General features: G+C 58.2%; 14 protein-coding genes. 4 read left to right on the forward strand and 10 right to left on the reverse strand.

The genetic code is table 11. The features are described from left to right. Positions 1–502: 502 nt before the first annotated feature. Positions 503–1,144: a hypothetical protein gene (locus ASF84_RS24705; protein WP_056841532.1), complete on the reverse strand. Its 642-nt coding sequence runs from the start codon at positions 1,142–1,144 to the stop codon at positions 503–505. 252 nt (positions 1,145–1,396) lie between these two features. Here ASF84_RS24705 and sodC point away from each other — a divergent pair, with 252 nt between their 5' ends. Both sodC and ASF84_RS24715 read left to right on the forward strand, forming a co-directional pair. Next, a complete protein-coding gene (gene sodC / locus ASF84_RS24710) occupies positions 1,397–1,927 on the forward strand; it encodes a superoxide dismutase family protein (protein WP_056841533.1) in 531 nt (176 codons plus the stop codon). Between the two features lie 577 nt (positions 1,928–2,504). Then, the gene (locus ASF84_RS24715) at positions 2,505–3,479 is read left to right on the forward strand and encodes a hypothetical protein (protein ID WP_056841534.1); all 975 of its coding nucleotides are present in this window, start codon (positions 2,505–2,507) and stop codon (positions 3,477–3,479) included. Between the two features lie 343 nt (positions 3,480–3,822). Here the strand turns inward: ASF84_RS24715 and ASF84_RS24720 are convergent, their stop codons facing one another. The 9 genes from ASF84_RS24720 to ASF84_RS24760 all read right to left on the reverse strand — a co-directional run bounded on the left by ASF84_RS24720 (position 3,823) and on the right by ASF84_RS24760 (position 12,586). Beyond that, complete coding sequence (locus ASF84_RS24720; protein ID WP_269084957.1) at positions 3,823–4,896, reverse strand: branched-chain amino acid aminotransferase; 1,074 nt, start codon at positions 4,894–4,896, stop codon at positions 3,823–3,825. A gap of 42 nt (positions 4,897–4,938) precedes the next feature. Continuing rightward, positions 4,939–5,580 (reverse strand): CatB-related O-acetyltransferase, encoded by a 642-nt coding sequence (locus tag ASF84_RS24725; protein ID WP_056841536.1) that lies wholly within the window; start codon positions 5,578–5,580, stop codon positions 4,939–4,941. A gap of 26 nt (positions 5,581–5,606) precedes the next feature. After that, on the reverse strand, positions 5,607–6,488 hold the full coding sequence (locus ASF84_RS24730; protein WP_056841537.1) for a glycosyltransferase family 2 protein: 882 nt from the start codon (positions 6,486–6,488) through the stop codon (positions 5,607–5,609). Between the two features lie 281 nt (positions 6,489–6,769). Beyond that, a complete protein-coding gene (cyoE, locus tag ASF84_RS24735) occupies positions 6,770–7,657 on the reverse strand; it encodes a heme o synthase (RefSeq protein ID WP_056841538.1) in 888 nt (295 codons plus the stop codon). 10 nt (positions 7,658–7,667) lie between these two features. Beyond that, positions 7,668–8,018 (reverse strand): cytochrome o ubiquinol oxidase subunit IV, encoded by a 351-nt coding sequence (gene cyoD, locus ASF84_RS24740; RefSeq protein ID WP_056841539.1) that lies wholly within the window; start codon positions 8,016–8,018, stop codon positions 7,668–7,670. After that, complete coding sequence (gene cyoC, locus ASF84_RS24745; protein ID WP_056841540.1) at positions 8,019–8,648, reverse strand: cytochrome o ubiquinol oxidase subunit III; 630 nt, start codon at positions 8,646–8,648, stop codon at positions 8,019–8,021. It lies immediately after the preceding gene. Positions 8,649–8,651: 3 nt separating this feature from the next. Further along, positions 8,652–10,664, reverse strand: a complete 2,013-nt coding sequence (gene cyoB / locus ASF84_RS24750) for a cytochrome o ubiquinol oxidase subunit I (protein WP_056841541.1) — start codon at positions 10,662–10,664, stop codon at positions 8,652–8,654. A 3-nt stretch (positions 10,665–10,667) separates the two neighbouring features. After that, positions 10,668–11,615, reverse strand: coding sequence for a ubiquinol oxidase subunit II (gene cyoA / locus ASF84_RS24755; RefSeq protein ID WP_056841542.1), 948 nt, complete (start codon positions 11,613–11,615; stop codon positions 10,668–10,670). Between the two features lie 446 nt (positions 11,616–12,061). Beyond that, positions 12,062–12,586 carry a disulfide bond formation protein B gene (locus ASF84_RS24760; protein WP_056841543.1) on the reverse strand — a complete coding sequence of 175 codons (525 nt, stop codon included), beginning with the start codon at positions 12,584–12,586 and terminating at the stop codon, positions 12,062–12,064. Between the two features lie 577 nt (positions 12,587–13,163). Here ASF84_RS24760 and ASF84_RS24765 point away from each other — a divergent pair. Then, the gene (locus ASF84_RS24765) at positions 13,164–14,060 is read left to right on the forward strand and encodes a chemotaxis protein CheV (RefSeq protein ID WP_056841544.1); all 897 of its coding nucleotides are present in this window, start codon (positions 13,164–13,166) and stop codon (positions 14,058–14,060) included. 617 nt (positions 14,061–14,677) lie between these two features. Next, positions 14,678–14,992, forward strand: a complete 315-nt coding sequence (locus ASF84_RS24770; RefSeq protein WP_056841545.1) for a hypothetical protein — start codon at positions 14,678–14,680, stop codon at positions 14,990–14,992. Positions 14,993–15,014: the final 22 nt, after the last annotated feature.

Here is a 15,014-nt window from a genome sequence, read left to right on the forward strand (position 1 = left end):
GCTGGAACAGAACGACGAGTGGTGCCTGCAACGGCGCTACATGCAACTGGAGGCCTTCGAGGCAGTCAGCGATAATCCGCAGGCCAAGCTGTCGGCCGTGATCAACTAAACGGCAAACTCAGTGGCCAGAGCCATGATGAGTTACACCACTTCCTGGGACACGATCCGGGACGCCGGTTTTAGGGTCTGCTTCACTGCCGTGTAGGCAGCTCAGAAAATCGTCGCGTCCAGGCTGGCTATCGTCTTCGCCTTCACTGCCGTGTAGGCAGCTCAGAAATTGAGCATGTCGCGGAAAGCATCTTCCGTGGCCTTCACTGCCGTGCAGGCAGCTCAGAAAGGTGTTGAGCGGCACTGTCACACACTGATGCGACTTCACTGCCGTGTAGACAGCTTAAAAAATAGAGTTACAGCGTAGCTGCAATGCAGCTCCTTCACTGCCGCACGGGCAGCTTTTACTTGCGTCATCCCATCCTTTCATTCTGTACAGACCGCATTAAAGAGGCTACGCGTACAACTCCTCTAGAGCTGTGAGCTCTTGCTCAATAACACTCAGCAAAGCCTCCCATTGTGCTTGAGTACATTGCTGTCCCCCTTTGGCACTGTAAAGAAAATCGACAATTCCTGAGCTGACTCGATCTTTATTGGTCTTCTCGAAAATCTGACGAGTCAATGCATGCACAAGCATATCCAGCTCAGATGCATAATTGATCCACCGCCAGTTGTGCCTCAACACGACTTTATCAATCAGCATGCACTGTTTCCTGAATGCTCGTATGGCCAGGCCTAGAGAGCTGGTACTGAGCTGGGCATTGAGCCGCTCACTGTCAGAGCCCGCTCTTTGTTCCGCATCAGGACCAAAAAACCACTCGCTGAAACCAATTTCGATCTCACGAAAGGCCACGCTCGCATCCCAAACGATGCTCAAGGTTTTTTGCTGGCGAACGTCATGCTTCCAAGTGCTGTACGCTGCGAAAGCCACGCCAGCAATGCCGATTGCAGCCAGTGCTTCAAGCAATGCCGAAGTCGATTGAATGATTTGCCAGGCTTGCACCGCACCGACTTTGACGCTGAAAAAAGCAGCGAACACAAGGACGGTCAACGCAAGGCAAGCGCTGTAAAAACCATAGGCGTAGGGGTCTTTCATGGTACGCCCGCTGCACTCATCAAAAGGTTGGATCGATCTACAGCACAAATGATTGATCTGAGAATAGTCAAGGCTCTGCAGCTTTGTCCTCCAGATGCACACGCTATGCGACAGCAGGACGAGTGGAACCACACGCTCCGAACGTTGCCAGAATCATGAATGCAACGGGTAGCGGACGATGGACGGCATCACTGCAGACGCCTACTCTTGATTGCTTCTCACTTCGAATCAGAAAACGACAGGATGTGTTGAATGATATTTAACAAAACTCTCTGGCTCGGCCTTCTCGGCGCATTTTCGCTCAACGCTCATGCGGCGTCATTGAATGTGCCTGTCAATCTGGTCAGTGCCGACGGAGCGCCGAAATCGATTGGTAGCGTCAATATCGAAGAAACGGCTTATGGCTTGGTTTTCACGCCAAAACTGACCGGGCTGCCGCCTGGAGTGCATGGCTTTCACGTGCACGAAAATGGCAGTTGCGATGCTGGCACTAAAGACGGCGCCAAAGTTGCCGCGCTGGCAGCAGGCGGTCACTTCGATCCAGAGAAGACCGGAAAGCATCTGGGACCTTATGACAAGGACGGCCACTTGGGCGACTTGCCGGCAATCTACGTGAACGCAGACGGCACGGCCGACTACCCGGTGCTGGCACCCCGCATTAAAGAGCTTTCGCAAATCAAGGGACACGCACTGATGATTCATGCAGGCGGCGATAACCACTCGGACCACCCCAAACCCTTGGGTGGTGGCGGCGATCGTGCGGCATGTGGTGTGATTCAGTAAAGGATGGGGCGGTGTATGAATATTGCTTCATACGCTGCCACCTTCATCCGGTCGGCACACCCTAAGCTGCCTGTGCGGCAGTGGAGTTTTGCTTGCGGCCCTGCTCGCTGCGACTTCATTTTCTGAGCTGCGTATACGGCAGTGAAGGCCCTTTTTGAGGCGGTTATTCACCAGCTCCTTTTCTGAGCTGCCTATACGGCAGTGAAGCAGAGCGGCGTGGATATTGCGGCGCCATTCACTTTCTGAGCTGCCTATACGGCAGTGAAGTAGACACTTTGCTCGACAACCTCTCGTTTTAAAAGAAAAATACTCCTTTTCATCTAATTAACCATTTTTCTTTCACACGCCTAACCCTTTGATTTATATGGGCCAGGCTTTCACCCCAAAAAGAGGGTCTTACCCGCCAAAAATGCCGTTGACCAACCCACTCACTCCAGAGGCCCAAGACGCCTGATACAGGCACCGGTAATCAAACGCCTATCCTCCCCTCGCTCTCAATGCATCATCTCTTGAAATCACTTGTCCCATATCGAGAACCAGTAAGCTGTCAACGCACACGGCATCAGGGATGTATCGTATGAAACCCACAAAGCCCATCACCCGCGCCTTTTGTGTCGAACTGCAGCAGGAGCTGTCGATTGTCGCTGCGCGGCGTGAATACTTCTCCCAGGAACCACCCCGCGCCCGCTTTGAGTTTCTGTGCTCAAGCGAGCCGTGCCGCGCGCAGGGCGTAAAGGTCACCGGGGTGCGTTACGACGTCAAACCCCAGGACAACCCGACATTTGTCTCGGCGCACTTCCGTGCCAATCCACATTATGACCACCACGCCGATTGCGAATGGGTCGATGACAGCGACCCTGAGACCGAACTGACATCCTCAAGCGATCCGCAGACCCGGCTACGCCAGCTCAAGCGCAAGCTCGACGATGCCATCGATGTCTTCGATCCGAACCCGAAGGAGCCGGTCAAGGAAGCCGCGACGCGCGAGATGGTTGGTAAACCGTCAGAACAGCCTGCCCCCGCAGGCCTCGTGCTGCCACCCAGGGAGCCGGCCACGCCGCGCTACAGCGAGACCCGCACCAATAACCTGGAGCGCCTGGTGGATTTCTACCGTCAGGCCAGGGCCGAGCTGTCGCCTGAGGATTTCAAGCACCTGACGCTACGGGTTGCAGGGCAAGGCGAGGTCACGCTGCGTTCGTACTTTCGGCATATCAAGTATGCGCAGGCCGGCGATAAGGACCGGGTGATGTTCGGTGGCGGACTGGTGGAGCGTTATGGTGTCGGCTTCAAGTTCGTGTTTTTCGATCGCATCGACGGCAAGCGGGTCAGCCTGTACGTCTCGCCGGCGAGGATGCAGGCCTATCGCTCCAGCCGCTACATCAACGAACTGCTCAGCCACGCCGATGAAGTGAAGTTCTTCACTTTTTTTGCTCTGGGCAACCTGGTCATGAGCCCTTCGGGCAAGAGCCTTAGCCTGGAGGTCGATGACCTGCGGCATTTGGCGATTGTGCTCGGGCCGGCCAGGGAGGACGCGGCATCTGCCGAAGAGTGAAAGAAGGACGCCATTCTGCATTGTGGGAGGGGCCTCTGCTGCAGGCAGCGAGCCGACGATGAGGCCGGCAAGGCCGATATGTCTGCTGCGTCTGCTCCATCGCCATCGCCGGCAAGCCGCCTCCCACAGTCCCGTGTCAGGCTCAAGATTCCGGGCGACATCAATCCTGTGGGAGGCGGCTTGCTGCGGGCGGCGAGCCGACGATGAGGCCGGCAAGGCCAACACACCTGCTGCGTCTGTCACACAGCTATCGCCAGCAGCTGCCTCCCACAGGTATGCATCGAGACTTAGCTGATCGACATCAAGCCATGCTTGCCTTTTCCATGCGTCGACAGCGGAGGGGTCAGACCTTGACGATCCAGCCTTGTGGCGCCTCGACATCACCTTTCTGCACGCCGGTCAGCTCCTTGTACAGCCGCTGGGTCACAGGACCGACTTCGGTCTCGCTGTAGAACACGTGCAGCTTGTCCTTGTAGGAAATGCCGCCGATCGGTGTGATCACCGCGGCGGTGCCACAAGCGCCGGCTTCCTTGAAGGTGTCGAGCTGGTCGATGAACACATCGCCCTCTTCGACCGTCAGGCCCAGGCGGCTGGCGGCCAGTTCGATCAGCGACAGGCGGGTGATGCCTGGCAGGACCGACGGCGAGCGCGGGGTCAGGAACTTGTCGTCGTGGGTGATGGCGAAGAAGTTGGCCGAGCCGACTTCCTCGATCTTCGAATGGGTCTGCGGGTCGAGGTAGATGCAGTCGGCGAAGCTGTTTTTCTTGGCTTCGGAACCCGGCAGCAGGCTGGCGGCGTAGTTGCCGCCGACCTTGGCGGCACCGGTGCCGTTGGGGGCGGCGCGGTCGTAGCCGGAGATCACGAAGTTGTTCGGCTTCAGGCCGCCCTTGAAGTAGGCGCCGACCGGAATGCAGAAGATCGAGAAGATGAACTCGGGTGCGGTGCGCACGCCGATGTTGTCACCCACGCCGATCACGAACGGGCGCAGGTACAGCGCGCCACCGGAACCGTACGGCGGGATGAAACGCTCGTTGGCCTTCACCACCTCTTTGCAGGCCTCGATGAAGGCATCGGTCGGGACTTGCGGCATCAACAGGCGTGCGCAGCTGCGCTGCATGCGCTGGGCATTCTGGTCGGGACGGAACAGGTTGATCGAACCATCCTTGCAACGGTAGGCCTTGAGGCCTTCGAAGCACTGCTGGCCATAGTGCAGGGCCGTGGAGCCCTCACTGATGTGCAAGACGTTGTCTTCGGTCAACGAACCCTGTTCCCAGGCGCCGTTGCGCCAGTAGGACAGAAAGCGCTTGTCGGTCTTGATGTAGTCGAAACCCAGATTGTCCCAGTTGATGCTTTCTTGACTCATAACGCCCTCTTTCTTTTTAGCAGACTGCCTGGATGAGTCAGGCCAAGACCGTATTCTGCCAGATGATTAGCGTTCTGAGTCTGAAATCACGCAGCCTCAACCAACCGGAACGGCCTGGGCAGCCTGTCGCTGGCGCATGTAGGTCAGGAAGCTTTCAGGGTCGCGGGTACACAGGTCGCGGGCGATGGATTTGACCTCGTCCATCGGCCAGTCCCACCAGGCCGCCTGCAGCAGCTCTTCGCGCATGGCCTCGTCAAAGCGCCAGCGGATGAACTTGCAGGGATTGCCGCCGACCACCGAATACGGGGCCACGTCACGGGCAACCATGGCACCGGCCGCGACGATCGCGCCATGACCGATGGTCACCCCGGAGAGAATGGTCGCCCCGGCGCAGATCCAGCAGTCGCTGCCGATCACTACATCACCCTTGCTGGGGGCGTAGTCCTTGATATCGTCGAGGTTGTCGACCATGGCCGGAAACGGGTAGGTGGTCAGCCAGTCGGTGCGATGCTCGCCGCCCAGCAGAATGCGCACTCCTTCGGCGATGGACGTATAGGAGCCAATGCGCAGGACCGTGTCATCGCCGAACTCCAGCACTTCGGGAATACCGTACGTCCCTACACCGACCGTATAGCGCGGATACCGCAACCTGATCTTTTCGGCCGAACGCTCCAGTTTGTCCATGCGCCGCAGATGCTTTCTTGTTTTTCGTTCTTTCAACAGCTCAAGGAATTTCATGGGACTCCGGATAGTGAACAAGAGGCTCAGCGATGCAGTACCAGGCGTTTGAAGCGACGCCAGGTGGTGGTGTTCATGTATTTGAAAGGAATGTCGCGCAAGAGTTTCCACGCGTAGGGCTTATCGCTGACCACCGCGTACTTGAGGGCCTTGTGCAGCGCACGGGCCTTGGCGCTGGGATAATCGGGATGATCGACATAGGGCGAGAGCGCCTGCAGGTCGGCATCGAGCAGTACCTTGTACTTGCGCGACAGGTTATTGGGATGGCGCCGGTAACGGGTAACCTTCACCGGCAGCACATCGATGCGATAACCCTTGGCGGCAATACGCAGGGTGATCTGGAAGTCCTGGACCTTGATGGCCGGATCATAGCCGCCGGCGTCGCGCAGCGCCTGCATGCGGTACAGCGCCACCGGCGCGCCGACCACCACGGCGCCGCGCACCACCTCATCGAAATGCAGGCACTCGACTTCATCGCGGTGCTGGCACTTGAGGTCCTTGCCGTCGCAGTCCATGTAGGTGATCAATGCCCCGACAATGCCGACCTGCGGATGCTGGTCCAGGTACTCGGCGCGAATACGCACCGAAAACGGCAGCATGATGTCGTCCAGGTCCGGCGTGGCCACGTACTCGCCACGGGCATGGCGCAAGCCATGATTGAGCGCGGCACTGACGCCCTGATTGGGCTGGCGGTAGAGCTGGAAAGGATACCTGGCCTGAAGGGCCTGCAGCCTGGCGTAGCTGTCATCGGTAGAGCCATCATCGACGATGATGACTTCGAAGTGTGCATAGTCCTGGGCAAAAATGCTGTCGATGGCACAATCAAGGTATTTCCCGGCGTTGTAGCAGGGAGCAATGATGGAGACGAGCGGCGCTTGGGTGGCGGCCTGTTGTTGATTTGACATCATGGTAAGTCACACATCATCAAGGATAACTGCAGCCCGAAAAAAGTGAGTGCACGACGTTGAAGCACTCCTTGCAAAAAGCAAATCCTTGTCCATTCCCTGATACTTCAACACAGCGCTTGTACATGTAAACACCTTGAAGCCGCAAGGTACGGATTCACGACGTGTGGCGTGCCGCGATTATCGGGCTGTGATGCACGGCTTTGAAAGCAATCTAACAAATCGTTACCAATAAAAAAGCCCTGTTCACAGAACAGGGCTTTTGGGTACCGCTCAGGCAGGCCTCAGAACGCGTAGGTCACCATCAACTCCTCGGTCACCTGAAAGTCCACCGACATCATCACGCTCAGGGCGGTGATGGTGACGATGGAGAACACGAACAGCTTGCGCGCCCAGACGGTATCGTCAGCGGCCTTGTAGCCTTTCCAGGCCATGTACAGCCAGTACATGCCCATGCCGGCGGCCACGGCGAGGTAGTTCAGACCGGCATAGCCGCCGAACGTCAGCATCAGGGTCGCCACCAGGAACGCCAGGATGTACAGCAGGATATGGCGTTTGGTGACCAGGATGCCACGCTCGACCGGCAGGACCGGAATCTTCGCCGCGCGATAGTCGTTGAAGCGGAAGATCGCAATGGCATACGAGTGCGGCATCTGCCACAGGCTGAACATCACCAGCAGCGTCAGGGCCGCAAAGTCGAAGCTGTTGCTCACGGCGCAATAGCCGACCACCGGAGGCATGGCCCCCGACAGGCTGCCGATCAGCGTGCCGTGCACCGACTTGCGCTTGAAGTACAGGCTGTAGAGACCGACGTAGACCACGAAGCCGATCACCACCAGCAGCGCCGACAGCGGGTTGGCGTAGGTGTACAGCAACCCCACGCCCGCCACGCCGAGAATCGTTCCGTACAGCAGGGCCAGTTTCAATGAAACCAGGCCCTGGACCAGCACACGGTTGCGCGTACGCTCCATGCGCTGGTCGATGTCACGGTCGATGCAGTTGTTGAACACGCAACCGGAGGCTACGACCAGCGAGGTCCCGATGATCGCCGCCAGAAGCACGACTAGATCGATATCCCCCTTGGAAGCCAGGAAAAAGCCACCTGCCACCGAAAGCACATTACCGAAAATGATCCCCGGTTTGGTGATTTGGATAAAGTGCTTCAGCGACATCAGGATTTCCTCACTGCGCCATCATTTCACGGTGGATGCTGAAGATGATCCACAGCGACAGGCCGACCAGGAACACGATCACCAACGCGGTGAAGACAAATGCCGTCACGTTGTTGCGCTGCGTGTTGCTGAAGTCCAGGTGCAGGAAGTAATGCAGGTGCACTAGGATCTGGATGATCGCGAAGGCCATGATGATCATGATGGTAGTGTCTTTCGGCAGAACCGGAGACATCACCAGCGCGAACGGTATGGCCGTCAGGATGATCGACAGTACGAAGCCGATCATGTACGACTTCACCGAGCCGTGGCTGTGATCGTCGGCGTGGCCGTGATCACCGGCAGAGTTATGTGGATTAGCCATTTACAGCGCCCCCAGCAGATAAACGATGGTGAACACGCCAATCCAGACCACGTCCAGGAAGTGCCAGAACAGGCTCAGGCAGCTCAGGCGGGTCTTGTTGGTGTTGGTCAGGCCCTTTTTCTGGACCTGATACATCATGATGCCCATCCAGATCAGACCACTGGTCACGTGGACGCCGTGCAGGCCGACCAGCGAGAAGAAGGCTGACAGGAAGCCGCTCTTGCTTGGACCGTAGCCTTCGTGGATCAGGTGATGGAACTCGTAGACTTCCATGGCGATGAACGCCGCACCGCACACGAACGTCAGGGCCAGCCAGGCCAGGACCTGGCTCTTGTTGCCCTTGTACAGTGCCAGCATGGCAAAGCCGTAGGTGATCGAGCTGACCAGCAGGAACGCGGTTTCCACGGCCACGAATGGCAGCAGGAAGATGTCCTGGCCCGACGGGCCACCGGCGACGCTGTTTACCATCACGGCATAGACCGCGAAGAACGAGGCAAACAGCACGCAGTCGGTCATCAGGTACAGCCAGAAGCCGTAGACCGTCATGCCACCACTGTCGTGGTGATCGTCATGCCCGTGGTCATCGTGGTCGTGACCATGGGCTCCGGAGTGAATAGCGGTATTAGACATTGTTTAAACCTGTTCCAGCGGAGACTTGACAGGAGTGTAGGCACCGTTGGCCGCCAGGACCTTGTGATGCTCACCTTCGATACGTGCAACCTCTTCGGCCGGCACCATGTAGCCCTGGTCGTCACGCGCAGCGTGAGCAACGAAGACTGCGATGGTTGCCACCAGGCTTGCGCCCACCAGCCACCAGATGTGCCAGATGAATGCGAAACCGAAGACGGTCAGCAGCAGACCCATGTACATGCCGGTCGGCGTGTTGTTCGGCATATGGATCGCCGAATACTTGGCCGGAACCTGGTACGCAGTACCTGCGCGCTTGGCATCGGTGAAGGCATCGATGTCCTTGGCTTCAGGCAGCACGGCGAAGTTGTAGAACGGCGGTGGCGACGAAGTGGACCACTCCAGGGTGTGGCCATTCCATGGGTCGCCGGTGACGTCCGGGTTCTTGTGGCGGTCGCGGATACTGACGAACAGCTGGATCAGTTGCGAAGCGATACCACAGGCAATCAGCACGGCACCGAACAGCGCGATGTCCAGGTAGACGTTCCACTCTGGCATGTCGGTCGCGTTCAGGCGACGGGTCATGCCCAGGAAGCCCAGGGCGTACAGCGGCATGAACGCAACGAAGAAGCCGACGATCCAGAACCAGAACGCGGACTTGCCCCAGCCTTCGTGCAGCTTGAAGCCGAACGCTTTCGGGAACCAGAACGCGAAACCTGCGATGTAACCGAAGACCGCACCGCCGATGATCACGTTGTGGAAGTGGGCAATCACGAACAGGCTGTTGTGCAGAACGAAGTCAGCACCCGGAATGGCCAGCAGAACGCCGGTCATGCCGCCGATCGAGAAGGTCACCATGAAGCCCAGGGTCCACATGACCGGCGCGGTAAAGCGCAGACGGCCCTGGTACATGGTGAACAGCCAGTTGAACAACTTCACACCCGTCGGGATCGCGATGAGCATCGTCGCCAGGCCGAAGAAGGCGTTGACGTTGGCGCCGGCGCCCATGGTGAAGAAGTGGTGCAGCCAGACCACAAAGCCCAGTACGCAGATACCGCCGGACGCGAAGATCATCGACTTGTGGCCGAACAGGCGCTTGCCGGTGAACGTCGAGATGACCTCGGAGAACACACCGAACGCTGGCAGGACCAGGATGTACACCTCAGGGTGACCCCATGCCCAGAACAGGTTCACGTACATCATCGGGTTACCGCCCAACTCGTTCGTGAAGATGTGGAAGTCCAGGTAACGGTCGAGGGTCAGCAGGGCCAGACACGCGGTCAGGATCGGGAACGAAGCCACGATCAGGACGTTGGCGAAGGTGCAGGTCCAGGTGAAGATCGGCATGTCCATCAGTTTCATGCCAGGCGTACGCATCTTCAGAACGGTGACCAGGAAGTTCACACCCGTCAGTGTCGTACCCAGTCCGGATAGCTGTAGCGCCCAGATGTAGTAGTCAACCCCCACGCCAGGACTGTATTGCAGGCCCGACAGCGGTGGATAGGCGACCCAGCCCGTCTTGGCGAACTCACCGACACCCAGGGAGATGTTGATCAGCAGCATGCCGGCGACCAGCAGCCAGAAGCTCAGGGAGTTCAGGAACGGGAAGGCAACGTCACGCGCACCGATCTGCAGTGGCAGGACGATGTTCATCAGGCCGGTGAAGAAAGGCATCGCCATGAAGATGATCATGATCACACCGTGGGCGGTGAAGATCTGGTCATAGTGCTCAGGCGGCAGGAAGCCTTCGGCGCCGTTCTGCGCCATCGCCAGCTGGGTACGCATCATGATGGCGTCGGCAAAGCCGCGCAGCAGCATGACCATGGCCACGATGATGTACATCACGCCGATTTTCTTGTGGTCGACCGACGTCAGCCACTCGGTCCACAGGTAGTTCCACTTCTTGAAGTAGGTGATTGCACCGACCACGGCCAGACCGCCCAGAGCGATCATGGCAAGGGTCACCATGACTATCGGCTCGTGGAACGGTACTGATTCCAGACTTAATTTGCCTAACATTGTTTACTCCTCTGCCCCGGCAGCTGAACGTTCGCTCTTGACCGCACCATCGGTACCGGTGACCTGTTTCTGGTCACGGATGCTCTGCTTGCTTGGCCCGTGGTTCATCCCCTCATACTTGTCGATGATGATCTGGAACAGACCAGGCGTGACAGTGGAGTAGAGTTCGACAGGGTTGCGCTCGCTAGGTTTGAGCAATGCTGCGTATTCAGCCGAGTCAAGCTGTTTAGGTGAATTCTTGACTTCGTTGATCCAGGCCTCGTAATCAGCCTGGCTGGTTGCGATAGCCTTGAACTTCATGCCGGTGAAGCCCGCGCCACTGTAGTTGGCCGAGATACCGTTGAACTCGTGGTTTTCGTTGGCGATCAGGTGCAACTTGGTGTGCATGCCCGCCATCGCGTAGATCTGGCCGCCCAGACCCGGGATGAAGAACGAGTTCATCACGCTGTCGGAAGTGACCTGGAAATTGATCGGGGTATTGGCCGGGAAGACGATCTTGTTGACCGTGGCAATGCCCAGTTCCGGGTAGACGAACAGCCATTTCCAGTCCAGCGAGATGGCCTGGATGACCACCGGCTTGACGTCGGAATCCAGAGGACGGTACGGATCGAGCTTGTGCGTCGACACGTAGGTGAAATAGCCCAGGAAGATCAGCAGGATGATCGGCACGCCCCAGACAGCCACTTCGATCTTGGTGGAGTGCGACCAGTCAGGCGTGTACTTGGCAGCCTTGTTGGTGGCGCGGTATTTCCAGGCGAAGATGAAGGTCATGAAAATGACCGGGATGACCACGATCAGCATCAGCAACGTGGCGATAACGATCAGGTTGCGTTGCTCGATACCCACCTGCCCTTTCGGGTCGAGCAGCGGGAAGCCTTCACAACCACTGAGTAAAAGCATACTCAACAGGGCCAAGTAGCCAAAAAACCTGGGGTACCTATTTTTACTCATCTCACGACCTCTAAAAGCAGCTTGCGCGGTGCTGTTGGGTTTCGACCGCCAACACTTCACCCTGCCAGTGCCGGCATATTTTTTAAAATTGAACAAGGGCCTGCCAGAACGCGGTAGCGAAACGACAAATCCGGTTTTAGCTTGGAGTCTCTTATCCTGAATGGCTGAAGGCTGCCTGTGGTGCACGACAGTCTTCTTCAGCGCGGCCATTCGGTGCGCTCTGAGGCAAGCGTTGCGCGGCCTGTAGGGTACACAGCGGCGCTCCGGGCCTCAAAAACAGCTAATCGCCAAGCCGGGCCGGACGATAACTGCGGGCGATTGTAGATATGTAAGTTTTTATTGACTATGCCTTATTTTGTAACAGTTAATCTCAGGCACGGTAACAATTGCAACATATTGTTGTCTCCGAGCCTGGTAAAACGCCCCGTCAAACGGGGCATTCCTGACTAAAGTCCTTGTAAACCATAAGGCTTACGCCGGTTACGAATGATCCCCAAGGGAACCAGCACAGCCGTCAGAACGAATGCTACCAGAGCCCACTGCGCCAGGGACAGTCCCAGAACTGGCGGATAGGGTGTGGAGCAGAAGCCGCTGACCTGAAACCCCAACGGAAACATTGAAGCCAAGGGTAGACCATCCACGATCGGTTGCAGGGTGTCGATACCACAACTGACCGCCGGATTGGCCAGCACCCAGACATGCCGGCCAGCTGCCGCAATGCCGCCGATGGCACTGAGCACGACCAGCGTTTCGAGCAGCGTCAGGCTGCGTCGGCCGGGCATTGCCGCACCGATGAAGGCGAACAAGGCGATGCCCAGCAAGGCGTAGCGCTGCAGGATACACAGCGGGCAAGGCGCTTCGCCAAGCACCACCTGCATGTACAGGGCGCCGCCGATCAGCGACAGGCAGATGATTCCCAGCAGAACCAGAAAGCGTTTCTCGCGCCTCAGGTACAACATGTTGTCGCTCATTCACTTACCTTTCGAATTGGAGTGCGGTGTTGGCCGCGATGATCGGCGTCATCTGCCGACAACTCAAGGGGTTGGGCGCTCTGCGGGCGCTTTTTCCGGCTGGATGGCACCGCAGTTGGCGCCCTTTTGGGTGCGACCATCGGACGCAGATTTCTTCCTTATATATAGAAGGCTGCGGCCTTTTGTCGCACACCCCTTATAAAGGCCTTAATGCGCTGATTTGTCGCACACCCGACCCTATGAAGGATGCGGTGATTTGCCGCAGGTTTTGCACCCCGAACGGCGCGTGGTCATTTGTCGCAGGCCTGCCTTTATAAAGAAGCCTGCGATCTTTTGCCACACCGGAACGTTGATATCGGCACTGGATTTGACGTCAACAAAGCCAAACTGCCAGTATAGATCTACATTTTTGTCGACCTGCGCCACCGACCTGTGCCAAAAGCGTGAACCGGCTCGCGGGCCAAATCATGCCAACCCGCTATTCTCAGTCCATGGCCCACGGTCAGCTGCGCAGAGATGTATTTCCTGCCTGCAGCCGTTATCCCGTGGTCGACGCCACTCCATTCAGAAGGTTCTTATGTCCACCAGGAACGTGCGGGCAGACTCTCTCTCGTTGCTGCTGTTCACCTTGCGTAGCGGCAAGCTGATGGCAATCAACCTGCTCAAGGTCAGCGAGATCATCCCCTGTCCTCCCCTGACCCACCTGCCCGAGTCGCACCCTCACGTCAAAGGCATCGCCATTCTGCGCGGTGTCTCACTGTCGGTGATCGACCTGAGCCGTGCCATTGGCGGCCAACCGCTGGCCGACCCGGATGCCGGCTGCCTGATCGTTACCGATGTGAGTCGCAGCAAACAAGGCCTGCATGTGCAGGCTGTGGTGCGCATTGTCCATTGCCTGAGCACCGACATTCGCCCCCCGCCCTATGGCTCCAGCAATCGCTCCTTCATCACCGGTGTCACCCAGGTCGATGGCGTCCTCGTGCAGGTACTGGACATCGAGAAAGTGATCCATGGCATCTCGCCGGCGCAGATCATCGCCGAGCCGGACCAGTTGAGCAGCGAAGAAACCGAACTGCTGAACACGGCGCGCATCCTGGTGGTCGACGACAGCCAGGTCGCGCTGCAGCAATCGATCCTTACGCTGCGCACACTGGGCATCGAATGCCACACCGCGCGCAGTGCGCGCGAGGCCATGGATGTATTGCTGGAACTGCAAGGCACACCCGGCCAGATCAACATTCTGGTTTCGGACATCGAAATGTCCGAGATGGACGGCTACGCGCTGACCCGCACCTTGCGTGAAACCCCGGACTTCCAGGACCTGTACATCCTGTTGCACACCTCGCTCAACAGCGCCATGAACAGTGAAAAGGCCCGGGCGGCCGGGGCCGATGCGGTCCTGACCAAGTTTTCGTCACCGGAACTGACCCGCTGCCTGGTCGAGGCCGCACGCGCCGTGCAGGCCGACGCATAACGGCTGCACGGCAGGACTGACGCCGAATCAGTCAAGCCAAATCTGGTCGAATGCTGAACGTGTGGGCGGGGCCGGTCGGCGATCCGACGATAAGGCAAGGCCAAACCATCTTCTGCGCCTGTCCCATCGCCATCGCCGGCAAGCCGCCTCCCACAGTCCGGTGTCAGGCCCGATATTCTGGGCGACATCAATCTGGGGTGGGAGGCTGCTCTGCTGCGGGCGGCGATCCGACGATGAGGCCAGCAAGGACCATACACCTGCTGCGTCTGCCCCATAGTCATCGCCAGCAAGCTGCCTACCACAGTCTGGTGCCAGGCCCGAGACCTTGGGCGACATCAATCTGGGTGGGAGGCTGCTCTGCTGCGGGCGGCGATCCGACGATGAGGCCAGCAAGATCCATACACCTGCTGCGCCTGTCACACAGCCATCGCCGGCAAGCCGCCTACCACAGCCTGGTGCCAGGCCCGAAATTCAGGGTCACATCAAACCTCTGGGAGGCTGCTCTGCTGCGGGTGGCGATCCGCTTTAGCCGGAAGTCTTATCGCTACAGTTCTCGGTATTCGCCCCACCCACACCGGGTTACCATCACCCTCCATAGACCGTGCATGGAGACTGCAATGAAAACCGCCTTTGTCGTATTGCTGACCGCCGCCTGCGCCATCGGCCAGGCCCAGGCGTCCAGCGCACAAGCCTGGAAAGACCTCGACAAGGCCGTCCTGGCCGGCTGCCTGAAAGCCAGCCAGCTCAAGGACGTAAAGCCTGTCGGCAACAGTGCCCGCTTCGATGACCGCACAGGGTTCGATGCCGTGCTGTTGCAAGGACATTACCCGCAAAAGCACATGAACAACCGTCAGGGCCGTGAGCTGTGCCTCTATGAGCGCAAGACCGGCACCGCCAGCGTCACCGAATGGGACAGCATCCAGCCGCGTTGAATCGACGCTGGCACATGTCTTG

It is taken from the genome of Pseudomonas sp. Leaf127, from assembly GCF_001423155.1.
Taxonomy (GTDB): Bacteria; Pseudomonadota; Gammaproteobacteria; order Pseudomonadales; family Pseudomonadaceae; genus Aquipseudomonas; species Aquipseudomonas ovata.

Excerpts from the sequence above, each read along its gene's own strand:
- ASF84_RS24715 (WP_056841534.1), top strand. The coding sequence starts at position 2,505 with ATGAAACCCACAAAGCCCATCACCCGCGCCTTTTGTGTCGAACTGCAG.
- ASF84_RS24770 (WP_056841545.1), top strand. The coding sequence starts at position 14,678 with ATGAAAACCGCCTTTGTCGTATTGCTGACCGCCGCCTGCGCCATCGGC.
- cyoE (WP_056841538.1), bottom strand. The coding sequence starts at position 7,657 with ATGTCGCTGAAGCACTTTATCCAAATCACCAAACCGGGGATCATTTTC.
- ASF84_RS24760 (WP_056841543.1), bottom strand. The coding sequence starts at position 12,586 with ATGAGCGACAACATGTTGTACCTGAGGCGCGAGAAACGCTTTCTGGTT.
- ASF84_RS24725 (WP_056841536.1), bottom strand. The coding sequence starts at position 5,580 with ATGAAATTCCTTGAGCTGTTGAAAGAACGAAAAACAAGAAAGCATCTG.
- ASF84_RS24730 (WP_056841537.1), bottom strand. The coding sequence starts at position 6,488 with ATGATGTCAAATCAACAACAGGCCGCCACCCAAGCGCCGCTCGTCTCC.
- cyoA (WP_056841542.1), bottom strand. The coding sequence starts at position 11,615 with ATGAGTAAAAATAGGTACCCCAGGTTTTTTGGCTACTTGGCCCTGTTG.
- ASF84_RS24705 (WP_056841532.1), bottom strand. The coding sequence starts at position 1,144 with ATGAAAGACCCCTACGCCTATGGTTTTTACAGCGCTTGCCTTGCGTTG.
- cyoD (WP_056841539.1), bottom strand. The coding sequence starts at position 8,018 with ATGGCTAATCCACATAACTCTGCCGGTGATCACGGCCACGCCGACGAT.
- cyoC (WP_056841540.1), bottom strand. The coding sequence starts at position 8,648 with ATGTCTAATACCGCTATTCACTCCGGAGCCCATGGTCACGACCACGAT.
- cyoB (WP_056841541.1), bottom strand. The coding sequence starts at position 10,664 with ATGTTAGGCAAATTAAGTCTGGAATCAGTACCGTTCCACGAGCCGATA.
- ASF84_RS24765 (WP_056841544.1), top strand. The coding sequence starts at position 13,164 with ATGTCCACCAGGAACGTGCGGGCAGACTCTCTCTCGTTGCTGCTGTTC.
- sodC (WP_056841533.1), top strand. The coding sequence starts at position 1,397 with ATGATATTTAACAAAACTCTCTGGCTCGGCCTTCTCGGCGCATTTTCG.